The sequence below is a fragment of the Amycolatopsis sp. NPDC004079 genome (genome assembly GCF_040610415.1).
In the GTDB taxonomy this organism is placed as follows: Bacteria; Actinomycetota; Actinomycetes; order Mycobacteriales; family Pseudonocardiaceae; genus Amycolatopsis; species Amycolatopsis halotolerans.
Genome location: NZ_JBEXMH010000003.1, coordinates 175838 through 195935 on the forward strand (window position 1 = coordinate 175838; position 20098 = coordinate 195935).

19 protein-coding genes and 2 tRNA genes are annotated in these 20098 nt (G+C 67.1%); 17 read left to right on the top strand and 4 right to left on the bottom strand.

The window, feature by feature from the left end; all coding sequences use genetic code 11:
• Positions 1 to 390 precede the first annotated feature (390 nt).
• The 9 genes from dnaN to ABZX37_RS04465 all read left to right on the top strand — a co-directional run bounded on the left by dnaN (position 391) and on the right by ABZX37_RS04465 (position 11499).
• Complete coding sequence (gene dnaN / locus ABZX37_RS04425) at positions 391 to 1524, top strand: DNA polymerase III subunit beta (RefSeq protein ID WP_037809143.1); 1134 nt, start codon at positions 391 to 393, stop codon at positions 1522 to 1524.
• Between the two features lie 48 nt (positions 1525 to 1572).
• Positions 1573 to 2463, top strand: coding sequence for a phosphogluconate dehydrogenase (NAD(+)-dependent, decarboxylating) (gnd, locus tag ABZX37_RS04430; RefSeq protein WP_354735896.1), 891 nt, complete (start codon positions 1573 to 1575; stop codon positions 2461 to 2463).
• A gap of 18 nt (positions 2464 to 2481) precedes the next feature.
• Complete coding sequence (gene recF, locus ABZX37_RS04435) at positions 2482 to 3636, top strand: DNA replication/repair protein RecF (protein ID WP_354735898.1); 1155 nt, start codon at positions 2482 to 2484, stop codon at positions 3634 to 3636.
• Positions 3637 to 3745: 109 nt separating this feature from the next.
• Positions 3746 to 4381, top strand: coding sequence for a DciA family protein (locus ABZX37_RS04440; RefSeq protein ID WP_354736205.1), 636 nt, complete (start codon positions 3746 to 3748; stop codon positions 4379 to 4381).
• Positions 4382 to 4578: 197 nt separating this feature from the next.
• A complete protein-coding gene (gene gyrB, locus ABZX37_RS04445) occupies positions 4579 to 6546 on the top strand; it encodes a DNA topoisomerase (ATP-hydrolyzing) subunit B (RefSeq protein WP_354735900.1) in 1968 nt (655 codons plus the stop codon).
• A 49-nt stretch (positions 6547 to 6595) separates the two neighbouring features.
• The gene (gyrA, locus tag ABZX37_RS04450) at positions 6596 to 9199 is read left to right on the top strand and encodes a DNA gyrase subunit A (RefSeq protein WP_354735902.1); all 2604 of its coding nucleotides are present in this window, start codon (positions 6596 to 6598) and stop codon (positions 9197 to 9199) included.
• A gap of 35 nt (positions 9200 to 9234) precedes the next feature.
• Positions 9235 to 9885, top strand: coding sequence for a DUF3566 domain-containing protein (locus ABZX37_RS04455; RefSeq protein ID WP_344282393.1), 651 nt, complete (start codon positions 9235 to 9237; stop codon positions 9883 to 9885).
• 50 nt (positions 9886 to 9935) lie between these two features.
• Positions 9936 to 10009: transfer RNA gene (locus tag ABZX37_RS04460), tRNA-Ile, on the top strand.
• Positions 10010 to 10101: 92 nt separating this feature from the next.
• The gene (locus tag ABZX37_RS04465) at positions 10102 to 11499 is read left to right on the top strand and encodes a hypothetical protein (RefSeq protein ID WP_354735904.1); all 1398 of its coding nucleotides are present in this window, start codon (positions 10102 to 10104) and stop codon (positions 11497 to 11499) included.
• Here ABZX37_RS04465 and ABZX37_RS04470 read toward each other — a convergent pair whose 3' ends face one another.
• Entirely contained in the window at positions 11500 to 12114 is a 615-nt protein-coding gene (locus ABZX37_RS04470; protein WP_354735906.1) for a DinB family protein, read from the bottom strand. It abuts the gene before it with no gap.
• Between the two features lie 46 nt (positions 12115 to 12160).
• On the opposite strand from ABZX37_RS04470, the gene ABZX37_RS04475 reads away from it, so the two are divergent.
• From ABZX37_RS04475 to ABZX37_RS04485, 3 genes are all read left to right on the top strand, one after another.
• The gene (locus ABZX37_RS04475; protein ID WP_354735908.1) at positions 12161 to 12931 is read left to right on the top strand and encodes a phosphotransferase; all 771 of its coding nucleotides are present in this window, start codon (positions 12161 to 12163) and stop codon (positions 12929 to 12931) included.
• Between the two features lie 157 nt (positions 12932 to 13088).
• On the top strand, positions 13089 to 13259 hold the full coding sequence (locus tag ABZX37_RS04480) for a DLW-39 family protein (protein ID WP_020663676.1): 171 nt from the start codon (positions 13089 to 13091) through the stop codon (positions 13257 to 13259).
• A gap of 28 nt (positions 13260 to 13287) precedes the next feature.
• Positions 13288 to 13363, top strand: a tRNA-Ala gene (locus tag ABZX37_RS04485).
• A gap of 194 nt (positions 13364 to 13557) precedes the next feature.
• On the opposite strand, the gene ABZX37_RS04490 is transcribed toward ABZX37_RS04485, so the two are convergent.
• A complete protein-coding gene (locus ABZX37_RS04490; protein WP_354735910.1) occupies positions 13558 to 13911 on the bottom strand; it encodes a hypothetical protein in 354 nt (117 codons plus the stop codon).
• A gap of 1080 nt (positions 13912 to 14991) precedes the next feature.
• On the opposite strand from ABZX37_RS04490, the gene ABZX37_RS04495 reads away from it, so the two are divergent.
• Complete coding sequence (locus ABZX37_RS04495) at positions 14992 to 15318, top strand: hypothetical protein (protein WP_354735912.1); 327 nt, start codon at positions 14992 to 14994, stop codon at positions 15316 to 15318.
• 326 nt (positions 15319 to 15644) lie between these two features.
• Here ABZX37_RS04495 and ABZX37_RS04500 read toward each other — a convergent pair whose 3' ends face one another.
• The gene (locus tag ABZX37_RS04500) at positions 15645 to 16127 is read right to left on the bottom strand and encodes a MarR family transcriptional regulator (protein WP_354735914.1); all 483 of its coding nucleotides are present in this window, start codon (positions 16125 to 16127) and stop codon (positions 15645 to 15647) included.
• 55 nt (positions 16128 to 16182) lie between these two features.
• Here ABZX37_RS04500 and ABZX37_RS04505 point away from each other — a divergent pair, with 55 nt between their 5' ends.
• The 4 genes from ABZX37_RS04505 to ABZX37_RS04520 all read left to right on the top strand — a co-directional run bounded on the left by ABZX37_RS04505 (position 16183) and on the right by ABZX37_RS04520 (position 19387).
• A complete protein-coding gene (locus ABZX37_RS04505; RefSeq protein ID WP_354735916.1) occupies positions 16183 to 17025 on the top strand; it encodes an LLM class flavin-dependent oxidoreductase in 843 nt (280 codons plus the stop codon).
• 271 nt (positions 17026 to 17296) lie between these two features.
• Entirely contained in the window at positions 17297 to 18208 is a 912-nt protein-coding gene (locus ABZX37_RS04510; protein WP_354735918.1) for an alpha/beta hydrolase, read from the top strand.
• Positions 18209 to 18313: 105 nt separating this feature from the next.
• Positions 18314 to 18961 (top strand): hypothetical protein, encoded by a 648-nt coding sequence (locus tag ABZX37_RS04515; RefSeq protein ID WP_354735920.1) that lies wholly within the window; start codon positions 18314 to 18316, stop codon positions 18959 to 18961.
• 207 nt (positions 18962 to 19168) lie between these two features.
• Complete coding sequence (locus ABZX37_RS04520; protein WP_354735922.1) at positions 19169 to 19387, top strand: hypothetical protein; 219 nt, start codon at positions 19169 to 19171, stop codon at positions 19385 to 19387.
• 15 nt (positions 19388 to 19402) lie between these two features.
• Here the strand turns inward: ABZX37_RS04520 and ABZX37_RS04525 are convergent, their stop codons facing one another.
• Positions 19403 to 20047 carry a helix-turn-helix domain-containing protein gene (locus ABZX37_RS04525; protein ID WP_354735924.1) on the bottom strand — a complete coding sequence of 215 codons (645 nt, stop codon included), beginning with the start codon at positions 20045 to 20047 and terminating at the stop codon, positions 19403 to 19405.
• Between the last annotated feature and the right edge of the window lie 51 nt (positions 20048 to 20098).

A 20098-nucleotide genomic window follows, 5' to 3' on the forward strand; every position in this document is an offset into this window, starting at 1 on the left:
ACGGATCGGCCGAACCATCCACCGATCCGCCACCAGGGCTGCCCACAGGCCCGCGCCCGCCACGACCAGCGCGAACGAGCCCTGTCCACACAATCCACAGCCCCTATTACTGCTACTGGTTTTTCATCTCTTCTAAGAAAGAACAGAACAAAAACAGGCGGAGGACGAAACTGGGGACAAGCCGAGATTCGTGTCGTCTTGTCGACAAACTGAAGGGGAGGCCGAGGTGACGGCGACCCCGGCGACGGCCTAACGTGGATGTCTGCAGCTGGTCCGTTCCCGCGCGGGGCGGACCGGACCGGCGGGGACCCGGTCGCACGCGGTGCTCACGACCGGTACCCGGCGACCCCTTCACGAGCCGAGGGGCTCGGCTGTCGAAAGGAAGCGCGCATGAAGATCCGCGTCGAGCGCGACGGGCTCGCCGACGCCGTCGCGTGGGTGGCCAGAAGCCTCCCCTCCCGGCCTCCGGTGCCGGTCCTGGGCGGCGTCCTCCTCGACGCGGGCGCGGACGGGGAGTCCGACGCGCTCACGGTCTCCGGCTTCGACTACGAGGTCTCGGCCACGGTCGGCGTTCCCGCGACCATCGCCGACGGCGGACGGCTGCTCGTCTCCGGCCGCCTCCTCGCCGACATCACCAAGGCGCTGCCCGCGCAGCCGGTGGAGATCTCCGTCGACGGCGCCCGCGCCACCATCACGTGCGGCAGCGCCCGGTTCAGCCTCCCGACCATGCCGGTCGAGGACTACCCGCAGCTGCCGTCCCAGCCCGCCCACGCGGGCGAGCTCACCGGCGACGTCTTCGGCCAGGCGGTCACCCAGGTCGCCACCGCGGCCGGCAAGGACGACACGCTCCCCATGCTCACCGGCATGCGGCTGGAGATCTCCGGCGAGACGCTCACCCTCGTCGCCACCGACCGGTTCCGGCTCGCCATGCGCGAGTTCACCTGGAAGCCGGCCGAGGGCCTGTCCGACGCCGCGGTGCTCGTCCCGGCGCGCACGCTCGCCGAGGCCGCCAAGACGCTCGGCGGCGCGGGCACCACCGTGCAGCTCGCGCTCGCTTCCGGCGACGGCCTGCTCGGCCTGTCCGGCGCGGGCCGCTACACGACCACCCGGCTGCTCGACGCCGAGTTCCCGCCGTACCGCCAGCTGCTGCCCGCGAACCACACCTCGCGCGCGGTCATCGAGGTCAGCGCGCTCACCGAGTCGATCAAGCGCGTGTCGCTGGTCGCCGAGCGCGGCACCCAGGTGCGGCTCGAGTTCGGCGACGGCTCCCTGCGGCTGTCCGCGGGCGGCGACGACGAGGGCAGCGCCGAAGAGGAACTGCAGGTCGACTACGAGGGCGAGCCGGTCACCATCGCGTTCAACCCCGGCTACCTCGTCGACGGGCTCGGCGCGCTGCACAGCGACCGGGCCGAGCTGACCTTCACCACGCCCAACCGGCCGGCGCTGATCAAGCCCGCCGACGCCGAGGGCAACGTCGTCCCCGGATATCTCTACCTGCTCATGCCGGTCCGGCTGCCGGGCTGAGCGGGCGCGTCCAACCGAGGAAAACCGATCCAATCCAAAGGGGATCTCATGGTTCAGCTGGGTCTCGTCGGCCTGGGCAAGATGGGCTTCAACATGCGCGAGCGGCTGCGCGCCGCCGGGCACGAGGTGGTCGGCTACGACCGCAACCAGGACGTCAGCGACTCGACCTCGCTCGAAGACCTGGTCTCCAAGCTGTCCGGTCCCCGGATCGTGTGGATCATGGTCCCGGCCGGGGAGCCGACCCGGCAGACCGTCACCGAGCTCGGGCAGCTGCTGTCCGAGGGCGATCTGGTGATCGACGGCGGCAACTCGAAGTTCACCGACGACAAGCTGAACGCTGATCTGCTGGCCTCGCACGGGGTCGGCTACCTCGACTGCGGCGTCTCCGGCGGCGTGTGGGGCAAGGACAACGGCTACGGCCTGATGGTCGGCGGCGCGGCGTCGGACGTCCAGCGCGCGATGCCGATCTTCGACGCGCTGCGTCCGGAGGGCCCGCGCGAGGAAGGCTTCTCGCACGCCGGCTCGGTCGGCGCCGGGCACTACGCGAAGATGATCCACAACGGCATCGAGTACGGCATCATGCAGGCCTACGCCGAGGGCTTCGAACTGCTCGAAGCCGCGAAGACCGTCGACGACGTGCCCGCCGTGATCAAGGGCTGGCAGCGCGGCACCGTGGTCCGCTCCTGGCTGCTCGACCTGCTGGTGCGCGCCCTGGACGAGGACCCGGAGCTGGACGACCTCGAAGGCTACGTCGAGGACTCCGGCGAAGGCCGCTGGACGCTGGAGGAAGCGGTCAACAACGCGGTTCCGGCCCCGGTGCTGTCGGCGGCGCTGTTCGCCCGGTTCTCCTCGCGGCAGAAGGACTCCGCCGCGATGCGCGCCGTCGCCGCGCTGCGCAACCAGTTCGGCGGCCACGCGGTGAAGAAGGCCGGGAGCTAGCTCCCGCGGTCCCCGCCCGTGTATCTGCGACATCTCCAGGTCACCGACTTCCGGTCCTGGCCGCTGGCCGACCTCGCCCTCGAACCGGGGCCGGTCGTGCTCGTCGGCCAGAACGGCCGGGGGAAGACGAACCTGCTCGAAGCGATCGGCTACGTGGCGACCCTCGGTTCGCACCGGGTCGCCACGGACGCCCCGCTCGTCCGCCATGGCTGTGAACGCGCGCTCGTCCGGGTCGCGGTCGTCAACGAAGACCGCGAGCTGACGGTCGAACTCGAGATCACGCCTGGCCGCGCCAACCGTGCCCGCGTGAATCGGGGCGCGGTCGGCAAGCCGCGCGACGTGCTCGGCATTCTGCGTACGGTGCTGTTCTCTCCCGAGGACCTCTCGCTCGTGCGCGGCGATCCGAGCGAACGCCGTCGGTTCATGGACGAGTTACTCGTGCTTCGCGCGCCTCGGTACGCAGGCGTGCGCGCGGACTACGAGAAGGTGCTTAAGCAGCGCAACGCGCTTCTTAAGACTGCGGGCAAACGCCGTACTGGTCGCGAAGATCCGTACGCACTGTCGACGCTCGACGTGTGGGACGACCATCTCTCGGTGGCTGGCGCGCAGCTGCTGGCCGCACGGTTGAACCTCATCGCGGACCTCGCGCCGTACACGGCTGACGCTTATATGGGCGTCGCACCGGACTCTCGCCCGGCGAAGATCGCGTACAAGTCTTCGCTCGGCGACGCGCTTCCGCCGTCGTACGGCGTGCCCGACGGAGAGCGTGCGGACGCAGAGGTACTGCGCGAGCTATTGCTGAAGGCGTTGGCCGACTCACGGCGGCAGGAACTGGAGCGAGGCATCAGTCTCGTCGGCCCGCATCGGGACGAACTGGAGCTGATCCTCGGCGAACTCCCGGCGAAGGGGTACGCGAGCCACGGCGAGTCGTGGTCGTTCGCGCTCGCTTTGCGGCTCGGAAGTTACGAGCTTCTGCGTGCCGAAGCGGGCGAACCGGTGTTGTTGCTGGACGATGTCTTTGCCGAACTCGACCGCAAGCGCCGGGCCCGGCTGGCCGAGGTCTCCGCGTGCGCCGAGCAGGTGCTCATCACCGCGGCGGTGGCCGAGGACGTGCCCGCTGAGCTCGCCGGTGCGAGGTTCACGGTGGCCGACGGGGAGGTGAACCGTGCCTGAACAGCCACAACGACCACGCCGGGTGACCGGGGTCACGCGAGTTGCCCACCGATCTGGGGACAAACCTGTGGACAGTGTGGATAAACCCGGAGCCGCGTTATCGCCGCGCGTGACGAACCGGCCGGATGGCCGTCTTGACACCTCGAAAGCGGACGACGCCCCCCGGAATCCCGCGCGTGGCGCGACTGAGCGTGACAGTTCCACTGGGCCGAACGAGACGCCCGCTGCGGACGCTCCGAGCGGTCGCGACCTCGCGCACGCCGCGCTCGAAGCGGCGAAGGCGAAAGCCCGCGAGCGCGGTGCCCCGCCGAACCTCCGCCGCGGCCGGATCACCGGGGGTGGCGGACAGAACCGAGCACGCAGGCGGTGGTCCGGTCCCGGCGCGGATCCGCGCGACCCCCAGCCGCTCGGCCGGCTCGTGTCGAGGCTGGTCTCCGACAGCGGCTGGCAGGGCACCGTGACCAACGCGCGCGTGTTCGGGCAGTGGGCCCGGCTCGTGGGCGAGGACGTCGCCGAACACGCCCAGCCGATCGCGCTCAAAGACGGCGAGCTGACCGTTCGCGCGAGTTCCACCGCGTGGGCGACGCAGTTGCGGTTGCTGCAGGGCAAGTTGCTGGCGAAGATCGCCGCGGGCGTCGGCAACGGCGTCGTGAAGCGGATGCGGATCCAGGGTCCGACCGCTCCGAGCTGGCGGAAAGGACCCCGGCACGTGCCTGGCCGCGGACCGCGTGACACGTACGGCTGACGGGGGTTGCGGTCGGGCGGGTCATTGCCCCGAGAACCGGGTCGCGCCGGTTCGGATACGACCTGACTCGCCTGAGGGTGATTTCGTGCCTCTGCGACAGACTGAGAGGTGTCCTTGCCGCATGTGAGCGCGCGCGGCCAAGTACACTGTTGTAGTAGCGGGCGTCCGCTCGGGCGAGACGAGGAGAAACAACGCCGGTGACCGAGAACAAGAGCGAGTACAACGCGTCGTCCATCACCGTGCTCGAAGGCCTCGAAGCGGTTCGCAAGCGCCCCGGCATGTACATCGGTTCCACCGGTGAGCGCGGTCTCCACCACCTGGTCCAGGAGGTGGTGGACAACTCCGTGGACGAGGCGATGGCGGGGTACGCCACCAAGGTAGAGGTTACTCTCCTCGCCGACGGCGGGGTGCGGGTAGTCGACGACGGCCGCGGCATCCCGGTCGACATCCACCCCAAGGAGCAGAAGCCGACCCTCGAGGTCGTGCTCACCATCCTGCACGCGGGCGGCAAGTTCGACAGCGACTCCTACGCGGTGTCCGGCGGTCTGCACGGCGTCGGCGTCTCCGTGGTGAACGCGCTCTCCACGAAGCTGCTCGCGGAGATCAAGGTCGGCGGCCGCAGCTGGCGCCAGGAGTACACGAACCAGGTGCCCGGCCCGCTCGAGGACCTCGGCCCGGCCACCGACACCGGCACCACCATCACGTTCTGGGCCGACGGCGGCATCTTCGAGACCACCACCTACAACTTCGAGACCATCTCGCGCCGGCTGCAGGAGATGGCGTTCCTCAACAAGGGCCTCACCCTGTCGCTGCGCGACGAGCGCGTCGCCGACGAGGAGACCGAAGCGGACGCCGAGGGCAAGCAGGCCAGGGTCAAGGAAAAGGTCTACTGCTACCCGGGCGGGCTCGAGGACTTCGTCAAGCACATCAACGGCCCCAAGGACCCGATCCACGAGAGCGTCATCTCCTTCGACGCCAAGGGAGCCGGCCTCGAGGTCGAGGTCGCGATGCAGTGGAACACCGGGTTCACGCCGTCGGTGTACACCTTCGCCAACACGATCAACACGCACGAGGGCGGCACGCACGAAGAGGGCTTCCGCGCCGCGCTCACCCGCGTGGTCAACGCGTACGCGCGCGAGAAGAAGCTGCTCAAGGAGAAGGACGCGAACCTGACCGGCGACGACGTGCGCGAGGGGCTCGCCGCGATCGTGTCGATCAAGCTGTCCGAACCGCAGTTCGAGGGCCAGACCAAGACCAAGCTGGGCAACAGCGAGGCCAAGACGTTCGTGCAGCAGCAGTCGAACGAATGGCTCGGCGACTGGTTCGAGCGCAACCCGAGCGAAGCCAAGACGATCATCAACAAGTCGATCTCGTCGGCGCAGGCCCGCCTCGCCGCCCGCAAGGCGCGCGACCTGGTGCGGCGCAAGGGCGCGCTGGAGATCGGCGGTCTTCCGGGCAAGCTCAAGGACTGCCGGTCGAACGACCCCGGCGAGTGCGAGCTCTACATCGTGGAGGGCGACTCGGCGGGCGGTTCGGCCAAGGAGGGCCGCGACTCGATGTACCAGGCGATCCTGCCGATCCGGGGCAAGATCATCAACGTCGAGAAGGCACGCATCGACCGCGTCCTCAAGAACACCGAGGTCCAGTCGCTGATCACCGCGCTCGGCACCGGCATCCACGACGACTTCGACATCTCGAAGCTGCGCTATCACAAGATCGTGCTGATGGCCGACGCCGACGTCGACGGCCAGCACATCACCACGTTGCTGCTCACCCTGCTGTTCCGCTTCATGACGCCGCTGATCGAGCACGGCCACGTGTTCCTGTCGCGGCCGCCGCTGTACAAGATCAAGTGGCCGCGGGCGGAGCCGGAGTACGCGTACTCGGACAAGGAACGCGACGCGGTCATCCAGGCGGGCGTCGAGTCCGGCCGCCGTCTCCCGAAGGACGACGCGATCCAGCGGTACAAGGGTCTCGGCGAGATGAACGCCGACGAGCTGTGGGAGACCACGATGGACCCGAGCAACCGGCTGCTCGGGCAGGTCACCCTCGACGACGCGGCACAGGCCGACGAACTGTTCTCCGTGCTGATGGGCGAGGACGTGGAAGCCCGCCGCTCGTTCATCACGCGCAACGCCAAGGACGTGCGCTTCCTGGACGTGTAGGCGTCCCCCGTAACTCACTTCCCCAGGACTGCTCACCGAGAAGGACCCCATGACGGAAACCTTGCCGCCGGAACACGACCGGATCGAACCGGTCGACATCCAGCAGGAGATGCAGCGCTCCTACATCGACTACGCGATGAGCGTCATCGTGTCGCGGGCGCTGCCGGACGTGCGCGACGGCCTCAAGCCGGTGGCGCGCCGGATCCTGTACTCGATGTTCGACTCCGGGTTCCGCCCGGACCGCGGGTACAACAAGTGCTCCCGCGTCGTCGGCGACGTCATGGGCAACTACCACCCGCACGGCGACTCGGCGATCTACGACGCGCTCGTGCGGCTCGCCCAGCCGTGGTCGCTGCGCTACCCGCTGATCGACGGCCAGGGCAACTTCGGCTCGTCGGGCAACGACCCCGCCGCCGCGATGCGGTACACCGAGTCCCGGCTCGCGCCGCTCGCGATGCAGATGCTCGCGGACATCGAAGAGGACACCGTCGATTTCCGCGACAACTACGACGGGCGCACGCAAGAGCCCGACGTGCTGCCGTCGCGGTTCCCGAACCTGCTGGTCAACGGCGGTTCCGGGATCGCGGTCGGGATGGCGACGAACATCCCGCCGCACAACCTGCGCGAGGTGTCCGAAGGCGTCGTGTGGGCGCTGGAGAACCCCGAGGCGACCGACGACGAGCTGCTCGCCGCGCTGCTCGTGCGGGTCAAGGGCCCGGACTTCCCGACCAAGGCGATGATCCTCGGCACCTCGGGCATCGAGGACGCCTACCGCACCGGCCGCGGTTCGATCCGGATGCGCGCGGTCGTCGAGGTCGAAGAGGACGCCAAGGGCCGCACCATCCTGGTCGTGTCCGAGCTGCCGTACCAGGTCAACCCGGACAACCTGGTGGAGAACATCGCGCACCTGGTGCGCGACGGCAAGATCACCGGGATCTCGGACATCGCGGACGAGTCCAACAGCCGCTCCGGCATGCGGATCGTCGTCACGATCAAGCGCGACGCGGTGGCGAAGGTGGTGCTGAACAACCTGTTCAAGCACACCCAGCTGCAGCAGAACTTCGGCGTGAACATGCTGGCGCTGGTCGACGACGTGCCGCGCACGCTGCGGCTCGACCAGATCATCCGGCACTACGTGAAGCACCAGGTCGACGTGATCGTGCGGCGCACCCGGTACCGGCTGCGCAAGGCCGAGGAACGGGCCCACATCCTGCGCGGTCTGGTCAAGGCGCTCGACATGCTGGACGAGGTGATCGCCCTGATCCGGCGGTCGCCCTCGGCGGACGAGGCCCGGCCGGGCCTGATGTCGCTGCTCGAGATCGACGAGATCCAGGCCACCGCGATCCTGGACATGCAGCTGCGCCGGCTGGCCGCACTGGAGCGCCAGCGGATCATCGACACCCTGGCCGAGATCGAGCTGGAGATCGCCGACCTCAAGGACATCCTCGCGAAGCCGGAGCGGCAGCGGTCGATCATCCGCGACGAGCTGATGGAGATCGTCGACAAGTACGGCGACGAGCGGCGCACGCAGATCATCCCGTTCGACGGCGACGTGTCGGTCGAGGACCTGATCGCGCAGGAAGACGTCGTCGTCACCATCACCCGCACGGGCTACGCCAAGCGGACGAAAACCGATCTGTACCGGTCGCAGAAGCGCGGCGGCAAGGGCGTGCAGGGCGCGACGCTGAAGCAGGACGACATCGTCCAGCACTTCTTCGTGTGCTCCACGCACGACTGGATCCTGTTCTTCACGAACAAGGGCCGGGTGTACCGGGCGAAGGCCTACGACCTGCCCGAGGCCAACCGCAACGCGCGCGGCCAGCACGTGGCGAACCTGCTCGCGTTCCAGCCGGACGAGCAGATCGCCCAGGTCATCGAGATCCCGAACTACGAGGTCGCGCCGTACCTGGTGCTCGCCACGCAGCGCGGCCTGGTGAAGAAGACGAAGCTCACCGACTTCGACTCCAACCGCGCGGGCGGCCTCATCGCGATCAACCTGCGCGAGGGCGACGAGCTGATGGGCGCGGTGCTGGCGGCGGCCGAGGACGACCTGCTGCTGGTGTCCGCGGGCGGCCAGTCGATCCGCTTCCACGCGACCGACGAGGCGCTGCGCCCGATGGGCCGGCCGACCTCGGGCGTGCTGGGCATGCGGTTCAACGAGGGTGACGAACTGCTCGGCATCAGCGTGGTCAAACCGGACAAGTTCCTGCTGGTCGCCACGGACGGCGCGTATGCGAAGCGGACGCCGATCGAGGACTATCCGGTACAGGGCCGCGGCGGCAAGGGCGTGCTCACCATTCAGCACGACAGCAAACGTGGCAGGCTGGTGGGGGCACTCATCGTCGACGAGGACGACGAGCTGTTCGCCATCACGTCCAGCGGCGGGGTCATCCGCACGCCGGCGCGGGACGTGCGCAAGGCGGGCAGGCAGACCAAGGGCGTTCGGCTGATGAACCTGGGTGACGGAACCACTCTTCTCGCGGTCGCACGCAACGCGGACGAGGGGTCGGACGTCGCCAATGGTGGCGAGGACTCCGCCGAGGACGGTTCCGAGGTTTCGGAAGTTGTGGCTTCTGAAACGGTTTCGGAGGAAGCGGCCGAGGCTACGCCAGAGGAGCCCACAGCAGAAGACGGCACGGCGCCGGAGCAGTGATCGGCGCCCCACGCACGGGTAAGGACTGACTCAACGTGGCACCATCCGACAAGGCCGACGACGCGTCGGCCAACCCGCCCTGGCAGCGCACCGCCAAGGACGGCGGCGGCGACTCCGAGGCCATGGCCACGGCGCGGATCGCGACCGAGGACGTGCCCACCGCGGCTCCGGAACCGGCCGCGGCCGAGAACGACTACCCGGTGACCGGCTCGGCGGCGCCCCGGCTCTTCGGAGGCGAGGCACCGCCGCCGGCGGACGACGTGCCGCCCGCGGGCCGCACCCGGCCGACGCCGAGCGCGCTGCGCCGTCCCGGCCGGGGCCCGCGACGGGCGAGCCTGCAGATCAAGCGGTTCGACCCGTGGTCGGTGCTGAAGCTGGCACTGGTGCTCGGTGTCGCGATGTTCTTCGTCTGGCTGGTCGCGGTCGGCGTGCTCTACACGGTGCTCGACGGCATGGGCGTGTGGGACAAGCTGAACGGCACGTACTCGTCCCTGGTCGGCGGCGAGGGCGCGAACGCGTCCCCGGAACCGCTGATCAGCGCCGGTCGCGTGTTCGGCATCGCGGCCATCCTCGGGGCGATCAACATCGTGCTGGTGTCCGCGCTGGCCACGGTGAGCGCGTTCATCTACAACGTGTCGGCGGACCTCGCGGGCGGGCTGGAAGTCACCCTGTCCGAGCGGGAGTAACCCGGTTGCAAGTGCGGATGGGGAGTCCGGTAAAGTACTCCTCGTTCGACGGGCCCATAGCTCAGGCGGTTAGAGCGCTTCGCTGATAACGAAGAGGTCCCAGGTTCAAGTCCTGGTGGGCCCACATTTCTCGGAAGGCCGGTTCGCAGCTCCTGCGGACCGGCCTTCTGGTATTTCGGATGACTGACCGGCGGTGCGGTCGCCAGAATCAGCCGCATGCAGACCCCGGCGGAGATCCTTTATCGGCTGAGCCTCGGCGTGGTCGCCGCGCAGTGGGACGACTACGAAGGCTTGGCCGAAACCTCGGCCTGGCTCGAGTCGGCGACCGCGCGCGAGATGCTGCGGATCGACTACTACTCCCGCCAGTCGCGCTCCGAGGAACCGGTGATGGGCCGGGTGACGGACCGGAAGCTGAAGCGCGCTCCGCTGGTCGCGCTGGTGCTGGCTTCGATGCATCGCGACGGGCGCCTGCGGGAGCGGGCGGTTCGGCTGTTGTGCTCTTCGGACAGTGCGTTGAGCGACCGGGCGCTGGCGGTCCGGGTTGCCGACTACGTCGAGGCGGTCCGGGAACTGGCCGAACAAGAGGTGCTGCGGCGGACGACGTTGGCGCAGGCGGCGCGGATCATGCCGCTGCTGCAGCGGATTTCGCAGCGCTGGCGGGGTTCGGAAGTTTTCGCGCGCTATCTGCATGCGCTGGTCGCCGTGCACGGCGAGGCGACAGTGTGGGCGTGCTTGCGAAACTCCGAGGGCTTCGAGGTCCGGCGGGCAGCGTTCCGGCACAGCTTCGAGTCCGGATTGCTCGGCTTGCCGGACGCGGTCCGGTTGCTGCCTCGGGAACGGGACCAGGTCGTCCGGCGGCAGTTGATCGGTGTCGTCGCGGAATTGGCGACGCCGGACGTCATCGCCGAGTTGCTGCTTCGCGGGCGGTCCGCGGAGAGCCGGGTGCTGGGATTGGTGAAGCTGACCGCGGCGCAGCTCGATCCCGTTGAGGTGGAACGACTTCTGATCGACCGGTCGGTGCTGGTGCGGTTGTGGGCGCGGCTGCGCTGGCGGGAAATGGGGCGGGACCCGGTCGAGGTTTATACGGCGGTCGCTCGTTCCGCCGCCAAGCCGGTGGTGCGGGCTCGGGCTTACGTCGGGCTCGCGGAGACTGGGACTGAGCTGGACCGTTCGGAGATCGTCGGTCTCGCTCGGAGCGCGGACTTGCCGTTGAAGAAGATCGGGTTGGCGTTGCTCCGGGGCAAGGCGATGGCTTCGGAAGTGCCGTGGCTGCTGCGGGAAATGACCGGCGATCACTCGCGCGTGGCCCGGTTGGCGGGGGAAGTGCTCAGCAGCAGTCCGCAACTGTGGTCGCCGACGGATTTGGCTGTGTTGAAGGGTTCTCCGGAGACAGTGCTTCGGCGTCGGGGATGGTGGCTGCACCGCGGTCGCGGCGGATGGGAGGCGGTGATCGCCGACCTGGAGTTCGGGGAGGTCCGGGGCAGGCTTGCGCTGCCGATGTATTTCCAGCCGACTGACGTGCAGCGGCAACGGATCGTGGACCTGCTCAGCACGCTTTCCCTTGACCGCCACAAGGTTTCGGAGATCGCGTTCGCCGCCGGGATTCCGGGGTGATCAGCGGGTCTGCCGGTACAGGTCGCGCAGCAGGGCGATTTCCGCGCCGTGGTGCAGGACTTCCTGGTTGACCCACCAGACGATCTCGAGGAAGGGGCTTTCGGCGTCGCTGCCGTGCGGGTAGGTGCAGTAGCCGACGGTGTCCAGCGCGGCGTCGTCGACGGTCAGCAAGGCTTCGCGCCAGGCTGTCGCACCGGCGTCGAAAGCGGCGACGGCGGTCGTGACGTCGCCGGCGATCGGGTAGTCGTCGCGGGTTTTGGTGTGCGTGCCCGAGGTGTGGTCGGCGCGGAGGGCGAGCATTTCGCTGAGATGGCTGAGCCGCCAGGCGATGGTGGTGAACGGCGGTGGCACCGGTTGCGGGTACGGCGCGGCGTCGCGGCCCCACTCGCCGGTGCCGGCCAGGTGCGTCGCGCGCGGTCCGGGTCCGTCGGCGCGGCGGCGCACCGACCAGTGCCCGGGGACCGGCGGCCAGTGGTACTCGGCGTCGGTCATCGGGCTGACCGGTGTTTCGGAGCCGTCGCCGCTGTCCAGGAACGGACCGGTGAGGCGGTTCGCGAGGCGGGTGCGGGCGAAGTCGAACTGGTCGAGCAGCGGTGCCAAACGGGGTGGCGGCACGGAAAACTCCCTGGGCCGATGCCGGGAAGACCTGGTTCAGTGTGGCATGACCGGCGAGGATTTGGGCGAGGGTTGGGACAGCGTCGCGACGCTTGTCGACGGACGGTGGGTAGAGCGGCGGCCCAAGCGGGCCGAGGTGCGTGCTTGGCTGCTTCGGGAGACAACGGTGCTGCCGTGGCTGGCTCCGCAGCTGCCGTTGGCGGTGCCGGTTCCCGTTGTGTGGCAGGAAAATCCGCTGGTCGTGCGGCACGAACTGGTGCCAGGCGAGCCGGGCGAACTGACCGCTGACGACGGCCGCGCGCTCGGCCGATTCCTCCGCGCGTTGCACAACGCGGACGTATCCAAGGCACGCGAACTTGGTGCGGGGCCGGAAGATCTGGCCCTCGACGCCGTTCCGCCGTTGCTCGGTCCGCTGGCAGATCGCGCTCGCGCTTTGCTGGCAGAGGCCGAGGATTATCCAGCAAACACCGTGGTGCACGGAGATCTCGGGCCCGAGCACCTGCTCAAGCAGGACGGCCAGTTGAGCGGAGTGATCGACTGGTCCGACGTGTCGATCGGCGACCCTGCCCGGGATCTGGCGTGGCTGCTGTTCTGGACGTCGGCAGAGTGCGTGGCGGCGTTCTCCGCGGAGTACGAGGTCACGCCCGAACTGCGTCGGCGCGCGGGGGCGTGGAACCAGCTGGGCCCGTGGTACGAGGTGACGTACGGACTGGAGAACGACCGGCCTGACCTGGTCGAATCGGGTCTCGCCGGCACCCGTGCGCGGCTCGGGGAGACGAGTCAGCCCTGCCGGGAAGAGAAGGACCGGCAGGGCTGAGTGATGCGCGGTCACTGGGACCGTCTGGTTCAACGGATCGATCACTCCGGATATTCCCGGTGTTCCACGTGGAACGAGAGACGGAACCGCCGGACGGGACGCACGGCGGGTCCGGTAGCATCGAGGGGTAGCGCAAGCACTCAGAAGGGGGCTTCAGGTGAAGAAGCTGTTGGCACTCGCGGTCGTCGCGGGCGGCGTCCTGTTCGTCGTCAAGCGGAACAAGGCCGCCAAGGCCGAGGCTGACCTGTGGCGTGAGGCCACCACGCCTGCCGCCCCGTCGGCGAACGGCAGCGCGCCGGCCAAGGCCGCGGACGCGTCCCGCAACTGACCCACACTCGCGGACCCCGGTCCGCACTGGGCCTGTAGCTCAATTGGTAGAGCACCGCCTTTGCAAGGCGGGGGTCAGGGGTTCGATTCCCCTCAGGTCCACCATTCTCGCTGGTACCTTCGTTTTCTCAGGCACCGGGTTCTTAGTATTGCGTGCTGCCTGCGGCTGGTCCAGTCTCAGCCGTGCCCGCTCCCGCTTGGTCGGGAACGGCAACTGCAAGCGGGCCCCGAGCGGCCCGCTCGCAGTTGTTCAGGAAGGCTGGTTCGGTCAGACTTCTCGACCGCAACTGCCTGGGGCCTCAGTTGTCGTGTGGCTTCCGCACCATCACCAGCACGAGAGCCAGAACCACCATCACTCCGATCCCACCAGCGACGATCAACCAGGCAGCCGCCGAGGCGATCGCCAGGATCCCTGCGACGGCGATACCGGGTACGGCGGCTCCGAGCAGGACCGGCACCGTCAAGCCGAGGTGCCTGCCAAATTTCCCATCGTCCAGCGCCTCGGCAGACGCCCGCGCGTACGCAGCCGTACCGTTCGCACCCTTGCTGAAGCCGGCCTCCGCGCTGAGTCGCAGGGGGATTCGCTCGCCTTCGTGCGGGACAGCGTGTTGCCCGCGGTCGGTGGGGAGCTGCTTCAGCTCCGTCTTGCGCACTACCTCTTCAGCCACAGGCGTTCGCCTTTCTGCGTCTCGGTGAGCATGTCCGGGCGCTTGGTGCCCGGATGGAACTTGGTGCAGCGCGAGGGCCATGCGGCAGCCGACCCGAGCTTCCGACGATCGAGGCTACCAGTCGTGTGGGTGATGTCATGGTCATGCCTGCATAACTGACGGTTTACGTCAGGTCAAAGGCTGTACCAGGGTTCGTCGGACGCGTCATGCAGCCAGCCATCAAGATCTCCGCCCCGCCTTGTCTCTGCAGTCGTAACGACTGCCGCCTGCCCAGAGTGCCCGGCAGTGGAGATTGCGGGCTACCCGATCGTGCCATGCCTGGCGGACAAGTATCAAATCGGGTAGGCGGCGTGCCGAAAGCAATTTTCGACGGCTGTAGATGTCAACGTTGTCGCCGTTCGTCGTTGCCTCTACCTGGCAAGATGTGCCAGCTTCAGCTGGTTCTCAGTGGACTAGACCAAATTCGATAAGCTACTGACCGGTACAATTAGATGATCAATAACGGGCCCTATTTGGCACAATTTGTCAACAGATTGTCAACACTTGCTGTATTCACTAATTACTCAAAGTCACTCTTTTGGGGGTCTCCGATCGGCTTGCCCGAGGCGCTCGGACGCGCTCTCCGCGTCGTTCAGGCCCCATGCGGGCAGCGGAAGGTCGAGCTCTAGCATGGAAGAGACGAAGGTCGGTTCCTACGTCTCATATGCAGCTCTTGTATGTATCTTGGGTTGACAACTCAGTGTCAGGGAACGCAAGATGACTGGCAGATCTTGTGGAGTGAGAATCCTGCTGGAACGCCCCGATAGGGGCGATCAGGGGCGCAAGTGGTAACGGAAGAGTAACAGTGGATAGCTGCAGCTGAGGAGAACTATGAGCGTTCGCGACCCCGGTTGGGCGGGGTTGTGCGGCGTGCTGCGGTCGAGCTGCGCCCGAGCGAGGGCTGGTGCAGCATGCTGCAGAGATAGTCGCTTGTGCGGCGACAATTCCGCCTGTCGGAAATCGAGGGAATTTCCGGCAAAGGCGATGACGGTTCGCTCCTGTTTGCAGGGGAGTCGATTCCGCAGAATGAAGGGTGACAACGTGATGGCTGGAACGGTCGACGAAGATGTTCAAGAAGAGACCTTGAGGTCGAAGGCTGGGCCAGGTAAGCAACCGCCAGAAGGCAAGAGCGGTGGTGGCGGCGGCCTCGAACGAGTGACGGTCAATCTGGCGCCTCGCGCTTCTCGTGCGCTGGAGAAGGCGGTCAATATTACCGGCGATTCCAAGACCGACACAATTAACAGGGCTCTCCAGGTGTACGCATACTTGGAGGAAGTCTGGGCAAATAACGGTCAAGTACTTGTTCGCAATAACCCTGATGATGACGAAGTCACGATTTTAAAGTTCTTCTAGCATGATAGTTAATTATTTTCGGCTCGGTTGAGGTTCCGGTGTGACTGCCAGTGGAAATTTCTCCAGCTTGATCCATGTTGCTCAGGATGACTCAAGCTGCTCACTCTTGCGGTCCCCGACACCGCCGGCAGGTGCGCACCGTGCAGCGACATCTACCAATGGAAAACTAGTGTCAAGGGTCATCTGACGTGACGTCCGCTGCGGGCAGGTTTGTCACGAGATGAGCTGTTAATGTGAAGTGGGCGGCCAGCCGCGAAAAGGTCGCCCACTTCAACTTTTTGCCCAGGGTTTCGTGGCGTCGTTCTGGGTCGTCCATATCGCCGACTTCAGTTGACCGAGGGCAGTTCGGTCTTCAATCGGTGCTGCAGTTCGATGAGCGTCTGCCGGGCCAATTCCAGCCGTGCCAGGTCTAGGCCGTCGGTGGTGCGCAGGGCCAGATCGTCGTACGCCGCTTGCATTCGGTGCAAAGCGGCGCGGCCGGTCGGGGTGACCTCGAGCAGTTTGGCGCGTTGGTGCGCGGGATTCGGGCGGTAGCTGGCCAGGTCGTCGTCGACGAGCAGGTCGGCGACTCGTTGGACGCTTTGTCTCGTGTGGCCCAGCTGCGTGGCGATGGTCCCGACCGGGGCGGGTTCCGCTTCGACCGCGGCCAGCACTTGGTACCGCGCGACACTCAGGCCGGTGGGGCGGGCGATGCCGTTGCCGACTGCTTCCAGGACGTCGGAGAGCCGGATGACCTCGTCCATCAGGTCGTTGTAGGCGTCGCAGGCCTTCTTGACAGCATGCTGTCGTATCGCTAGCTTGTCGGACATGACAGCATGCTGTCATTTACTGCGGGGCAATGCAACAGCTCGAGAGGATCATCTGGTGCGGATCGGCATAGGACTTCCGAATCAAGTGCGCGACGTCGACCCCACGGTCGTGCCGCGGTGGGCGGCGCGGGCGGAGGAGGCGGGGTTTTCCTCGCTGGCGACGATCGGCCGGTATGCGTATCCGGGCGTGAGCGACACGGTTGCGCTGGCGGCCGCGGCTGGGGCGACGGAGCGGATCGGGCTGCTCAGCGGCGTGTTGCTCGCGCCGACGTGGCCGGCTGCGTTGCTGGCCAAGGAAATCGCGAGTATCGACGGCGTTTTCGGGCATCGGCTGACGTTCGGTGTCGGGGTGGGGCTTCGGGAGGAGGAGTTCACCGTGCCTGGGCTTGGGGCGCGTGGGCGCGGGGCGCGGTTCGATGCTGACCTGGAGATTTACCGCGAGGTGTGGGACGGCGAACCGGCCGGGGAGAACGCGGCGGTGCCGAGCGGGACGCGGCAGGTGCCGATGTTGTTCGGCGGCTATACCGAGCAGGCGTTGCAGCGAATGGTGCGGTGGGGCACGGGTTACATCGCCGGTTCGGGCTCGGTGGCGGCTAGCGCGCCTCGGTTCGAAGCGGCGAAACGTGCCTGGAGCGAGGGCGGTCGAGACGGGGCACCGCGGTTGGTTTCGTTGGCCTACTTCGTTTTGGGGGACGTCGACGCTGGGTTGGCGAATGTGCGGGACTTCTATCGGTTGGCTCCGAAGGAAGTGGCGGACAGTGTGGTGCCGTGCTCGTCTCCGGAGCTGGTGCGGAAGTCCATTGCGGATTTCGCCGAGCTAGGCGTGGATGAGTTGATCTTCGTGCCGGTGACTGACGAGGTGGACGAGGTCGCTCGGCTGGCGGACGTCGTCAGCTGACCATCGTCCAGGAAGATGACTCCGACATCGGGGGCTCATCCGGGACATCACCGATGTTCCCGGTGCCGGGCGGCTCCAAGCTGAAGTCATGAGACTACGCGTAATAGCGATCATCGCGGCGATGCTTGTCGTCGTCGGGGCGGGGACCGCGCAGGCGGCGCCGAGATTGGCGTTGCCACAGCCTGGCGGGGCCAGTCCGATCGGGACCAGGACCTTTCACTTCACTGACACTTCTCGCGCGGATCCATGGGTTCCTTCGCAGCGGCGGGAAATGATGGTCACGCTGTGGTACCCGGCGCAGTTTCCGGGATGGCGGGCCACGCAGTACCTCACGCAGCGGGAATCGGAGCTGATGGTGGAGGAGACGGGCGTGAAGTCGCTGCCCAAGGACCTGCTGACGAAGGTTCGTACTCATTCCACTGTGGACGCTCTGCCGCAGTTCCGGCGGATGCCGCTGGTGGTGCTCTCTCCTGGGTTTACGTTGCCGCGCGCGACGTTGTCGTCGCTGGCGGAGGAGTTGGCCAGTCGCGGGTACGTCGTGGCGGGGATCGGCCACAACTACGAGGCGGTCGCTACCACCTTCCCGGACGGGCACACGACGGAATGCGTGGCAAATGACATCAAGGACTGGAAGAAGCTCGCCAAAACCCGGGCGGCGGACGTGTCGTTCGTGCTCGATCAGTTCGTCGGACCGCGTCCGGTGTGGGGCGGCGGACGGCTGATCGACGAGCGGCGGATCGCGATGATCGGGCATTCGATCGGCGGAGCCAGCACCGCGCCGGCGATGCTGGCCGACCGGCGGATCCGCGCCGGGGCGATGCTGGACGGCATGTACTACTTCCCGGTGACCGGGCTGGATCGGCCGTTTCTGCAGTTCGGGGCTCCGGTGCATCAGCCGGGCGGGACGGTCGATCCGTCCTGGGACGCGGCGTGGCGCGAGATGACCGGATGGAAGCGGTGGATCACCGTCGACCGTGGCGACCACAGCATGTTCACCGATGAATTGCTGCTCTTCCAGCAGGCTGGGAGGCAGTTGCCGGGAGTCGAGATCGATCCGTTGCGGGGGATCCGGGTCGGCGAGGCGTATCTGACCGCGTTCCTCGACGAGCACCTGCGCGGCGTGCACCAGCGGCTGCTGGACGGCCCGTCGCCGCGGTTCCCTGAAGTGCGGTTTTGGGGCTGAAAGCCGCCGCTGGAAAAGTCCGCGGAATTTCTTCGCAACCCCCTCCGGCGGTGTGCGTCTCTATAGGCAAAGGGAAAGCCAAGAGCTGGTCAGGGGAGAATTGAAATGCTCATGAAGACTGTCAAATTGGCCACCGTCGGAGCGGCGCTCGGCGCGGTCGCGCTGCTTTCCGCGTGCTCTGGCCAGAATTCGGCAGCCCCGGCGAGCAACCAGTCCGCCCCGGTCAACGTCGCGGCGAAAAGCCAGGTCCAGCAGCCGAATACGCCGGTCAAGAAGGGCGGCAGCGGTGGCGGCGGGGCCAGTTCGGAGGACGTTAATTGCAGTGCGCTTGGCGGAACTGTCGGGCCGCGCAAGGTTGATTTGATCGCGGACGCAACCAAAGCCGGCACCGTTGGGTGCACTGAGGCGTTCAATGTTATGACTGAATACTTCGACAAAATCGACCAGGCCGTCGGATCCAACTACATGCTGACGGTCCAGGGCTGGCAATGCCTGACCGACACCGGCGCGGAGGGCACGCACGAGATCCGTTGCGCGAAGGACGGTCTCAAGATGCACACGACTCCGCCGAAGGACGAGAACACGCCGGACCCGCAGGAGCAGGGCACGGGATACCACGGGGTGCCGATCGACCCGCCCACGGCGCAGGACCAGGGGACCGGCTACCACGGGGTTCCGGTTGACCCGCCGAACGCGCAGGACCAGGGGACCGGGTACAACGGCGCGCCGACAGACAATCCGGACCAGAACTGAGTTGCGCCGCTGAGGAAGCAGGGCCAGGCCTTCCGGGGCCTGGCCCTTTTCGTGCGGCGGGTAGCAAGGCGAAGATGGGTTTTCGTCCAGCCCGTCGACGCCATCCACCGCAGCTGCCAGGCCAGACTGTCGCGCGCGGCCCGGGCGGAGAACCGGGGCGCGTTTCTCGCGGACGCCGAGGCCAGCGGATTCGTTCCGTCCGCGTCCGTGGAAGTCCGGTTCGAGCAGGCGGATGCCCGCGTGGCGCAGCATCTCGCCATCGACGAAGGCGCCGAAATCACGGTGCGAGATCGGGTCATGCGAGCGGACCGGCGGCCGGTTCAGCTCCGGCTCGAAGAGGCTGGTCATCCGCTCGGATCGGTTGCCGAGCAGGTCGGCGCGCGGATGCCGACCCCTGGAGGTCAACGACATGGTCCTCGCCGCTGACAGCTACCGGCTCTCTTACGAATGGCCCGCGGACTGACCCAGCACCGAAGACAGCCCATCCCTCAACACCCGATAAGCCGCCTCCGCTCGCGCAACTGCGTCTGGGTAAGTCTCATCAGCGCTCCGACCAGCACGAATCTCGCGGGCGTTGTGAAACCCCAAAATCCGCTGCGCCCCGAAAATCTGCGCTGCCACCAACCGCGCGGTGAACTCGTCCTCGATGCCGCACGAGGCCTGCAGCTCCTCCACCAACTCCTGTTCCTTCGCCAGCAGGTAAGTCGCAAGCCGAGCCAACAGTGCTGGCGTTGAGTACAGCAGGGTGTGGCACGTGATCGCGTCCGGCGAATCGTTCAGGCCGGTCAGCGGGTCGTGTTCGGCCAGGCGGTCCAGGAAAGACCGTTCCAAAGCGGACAGCGCCGACACTCCGTCCGGTCGGGCACGGACGATCTCCGCGGGGCCGTTGTCGTCGGCGAACTGGTGGATGACCAGGTCTTCCTTCGTCGGGAAGTACGCGAACAGCGTCGGCTTCGAGATCTCGGCTTCGGCGGCTATGTCGGCCACCGAGACGCCGTCGAAGCCGGATTCCCGGAACAGTCGCAGCGCCGCCGAGGCGATGGTTTCCCTCGTGCGGCGGCGTTTGCGCTCGCGCAGTCCTGACACGGGCGTCAGCCTAGCCGGAACTCGAACCCGGATAAAAACTTGACTCGGTTG

What these genes read in the sequence shown, in the direction of transcription:
- gyrA (WP_354735902.1), top strand. Translation starts at nt 6,596, where the DNA reads ATGACGGAAACCTTGCCGCCGGAACACGACCGGATCGAACCGGTCGAC.
- gnd (WP_354735896.1), top strand. Translation starts at nt 1,573, where the DNA reads ATGGTTCAGCTGGGTCTCGTCGGCCTGGGCAAGATGGGCTTCAACATG.
- ABZX37_RS04500 (WP_354735914.1), bottom strand. Translation starts at nt 16,127, where the DNA reads ATGTCCGACAAGCTAGCGATACGACAGCATGCTGTCAAGAAGGCCTGC.
- ABZX37_RS04495 (WP_354735912.1), top strand. Translation starts at nt 14,992, where the DNA reads ATGAAGGGTGACAACGTGATGGCTGGAACGGTCGACGAAGATGTTCAA.
- dnaN (WP_037809143.1), top strand. Translation starts at nt 391, where the DNA reads ATGAAGATCCGCGTCGAGCGCGACGGGCTCGCCGACGCCGTCGCGTGG.
- ABZX37_RS04465 (WP_354735904.1), top strand. Translation starts at nt 10,102, where the DNA reads ATGCAGACCCCGGCGGAGATCCTTTATCGGCTGAGCCTCGGCGTGGTC.
- ABZX37_RS04515 (WP_354735920.1), top strand. Translation starts at nt 18,314, where the DNA reads ATGCTCATGAAGACTGTCAAATTGGCCACCGTCGGAGCGGCGCTCGGC.
- ABZX37_RS04510 (WP_354735918.1), top strand. Translation starts at nt 17,297, where the DNA reads ATGATGGTCACGCTGTGGTACCCGGCGCAGTTTCCGGGATGGCGGGCC.
- ABZX37_RS04475 (WP_354735908.1), top strand. Translation starts at nt 12,161, where the DNA reads ATGACCGGCGAGGATTTGGGCGAGGGTTGGGACAGCGTCGCGACGCTT.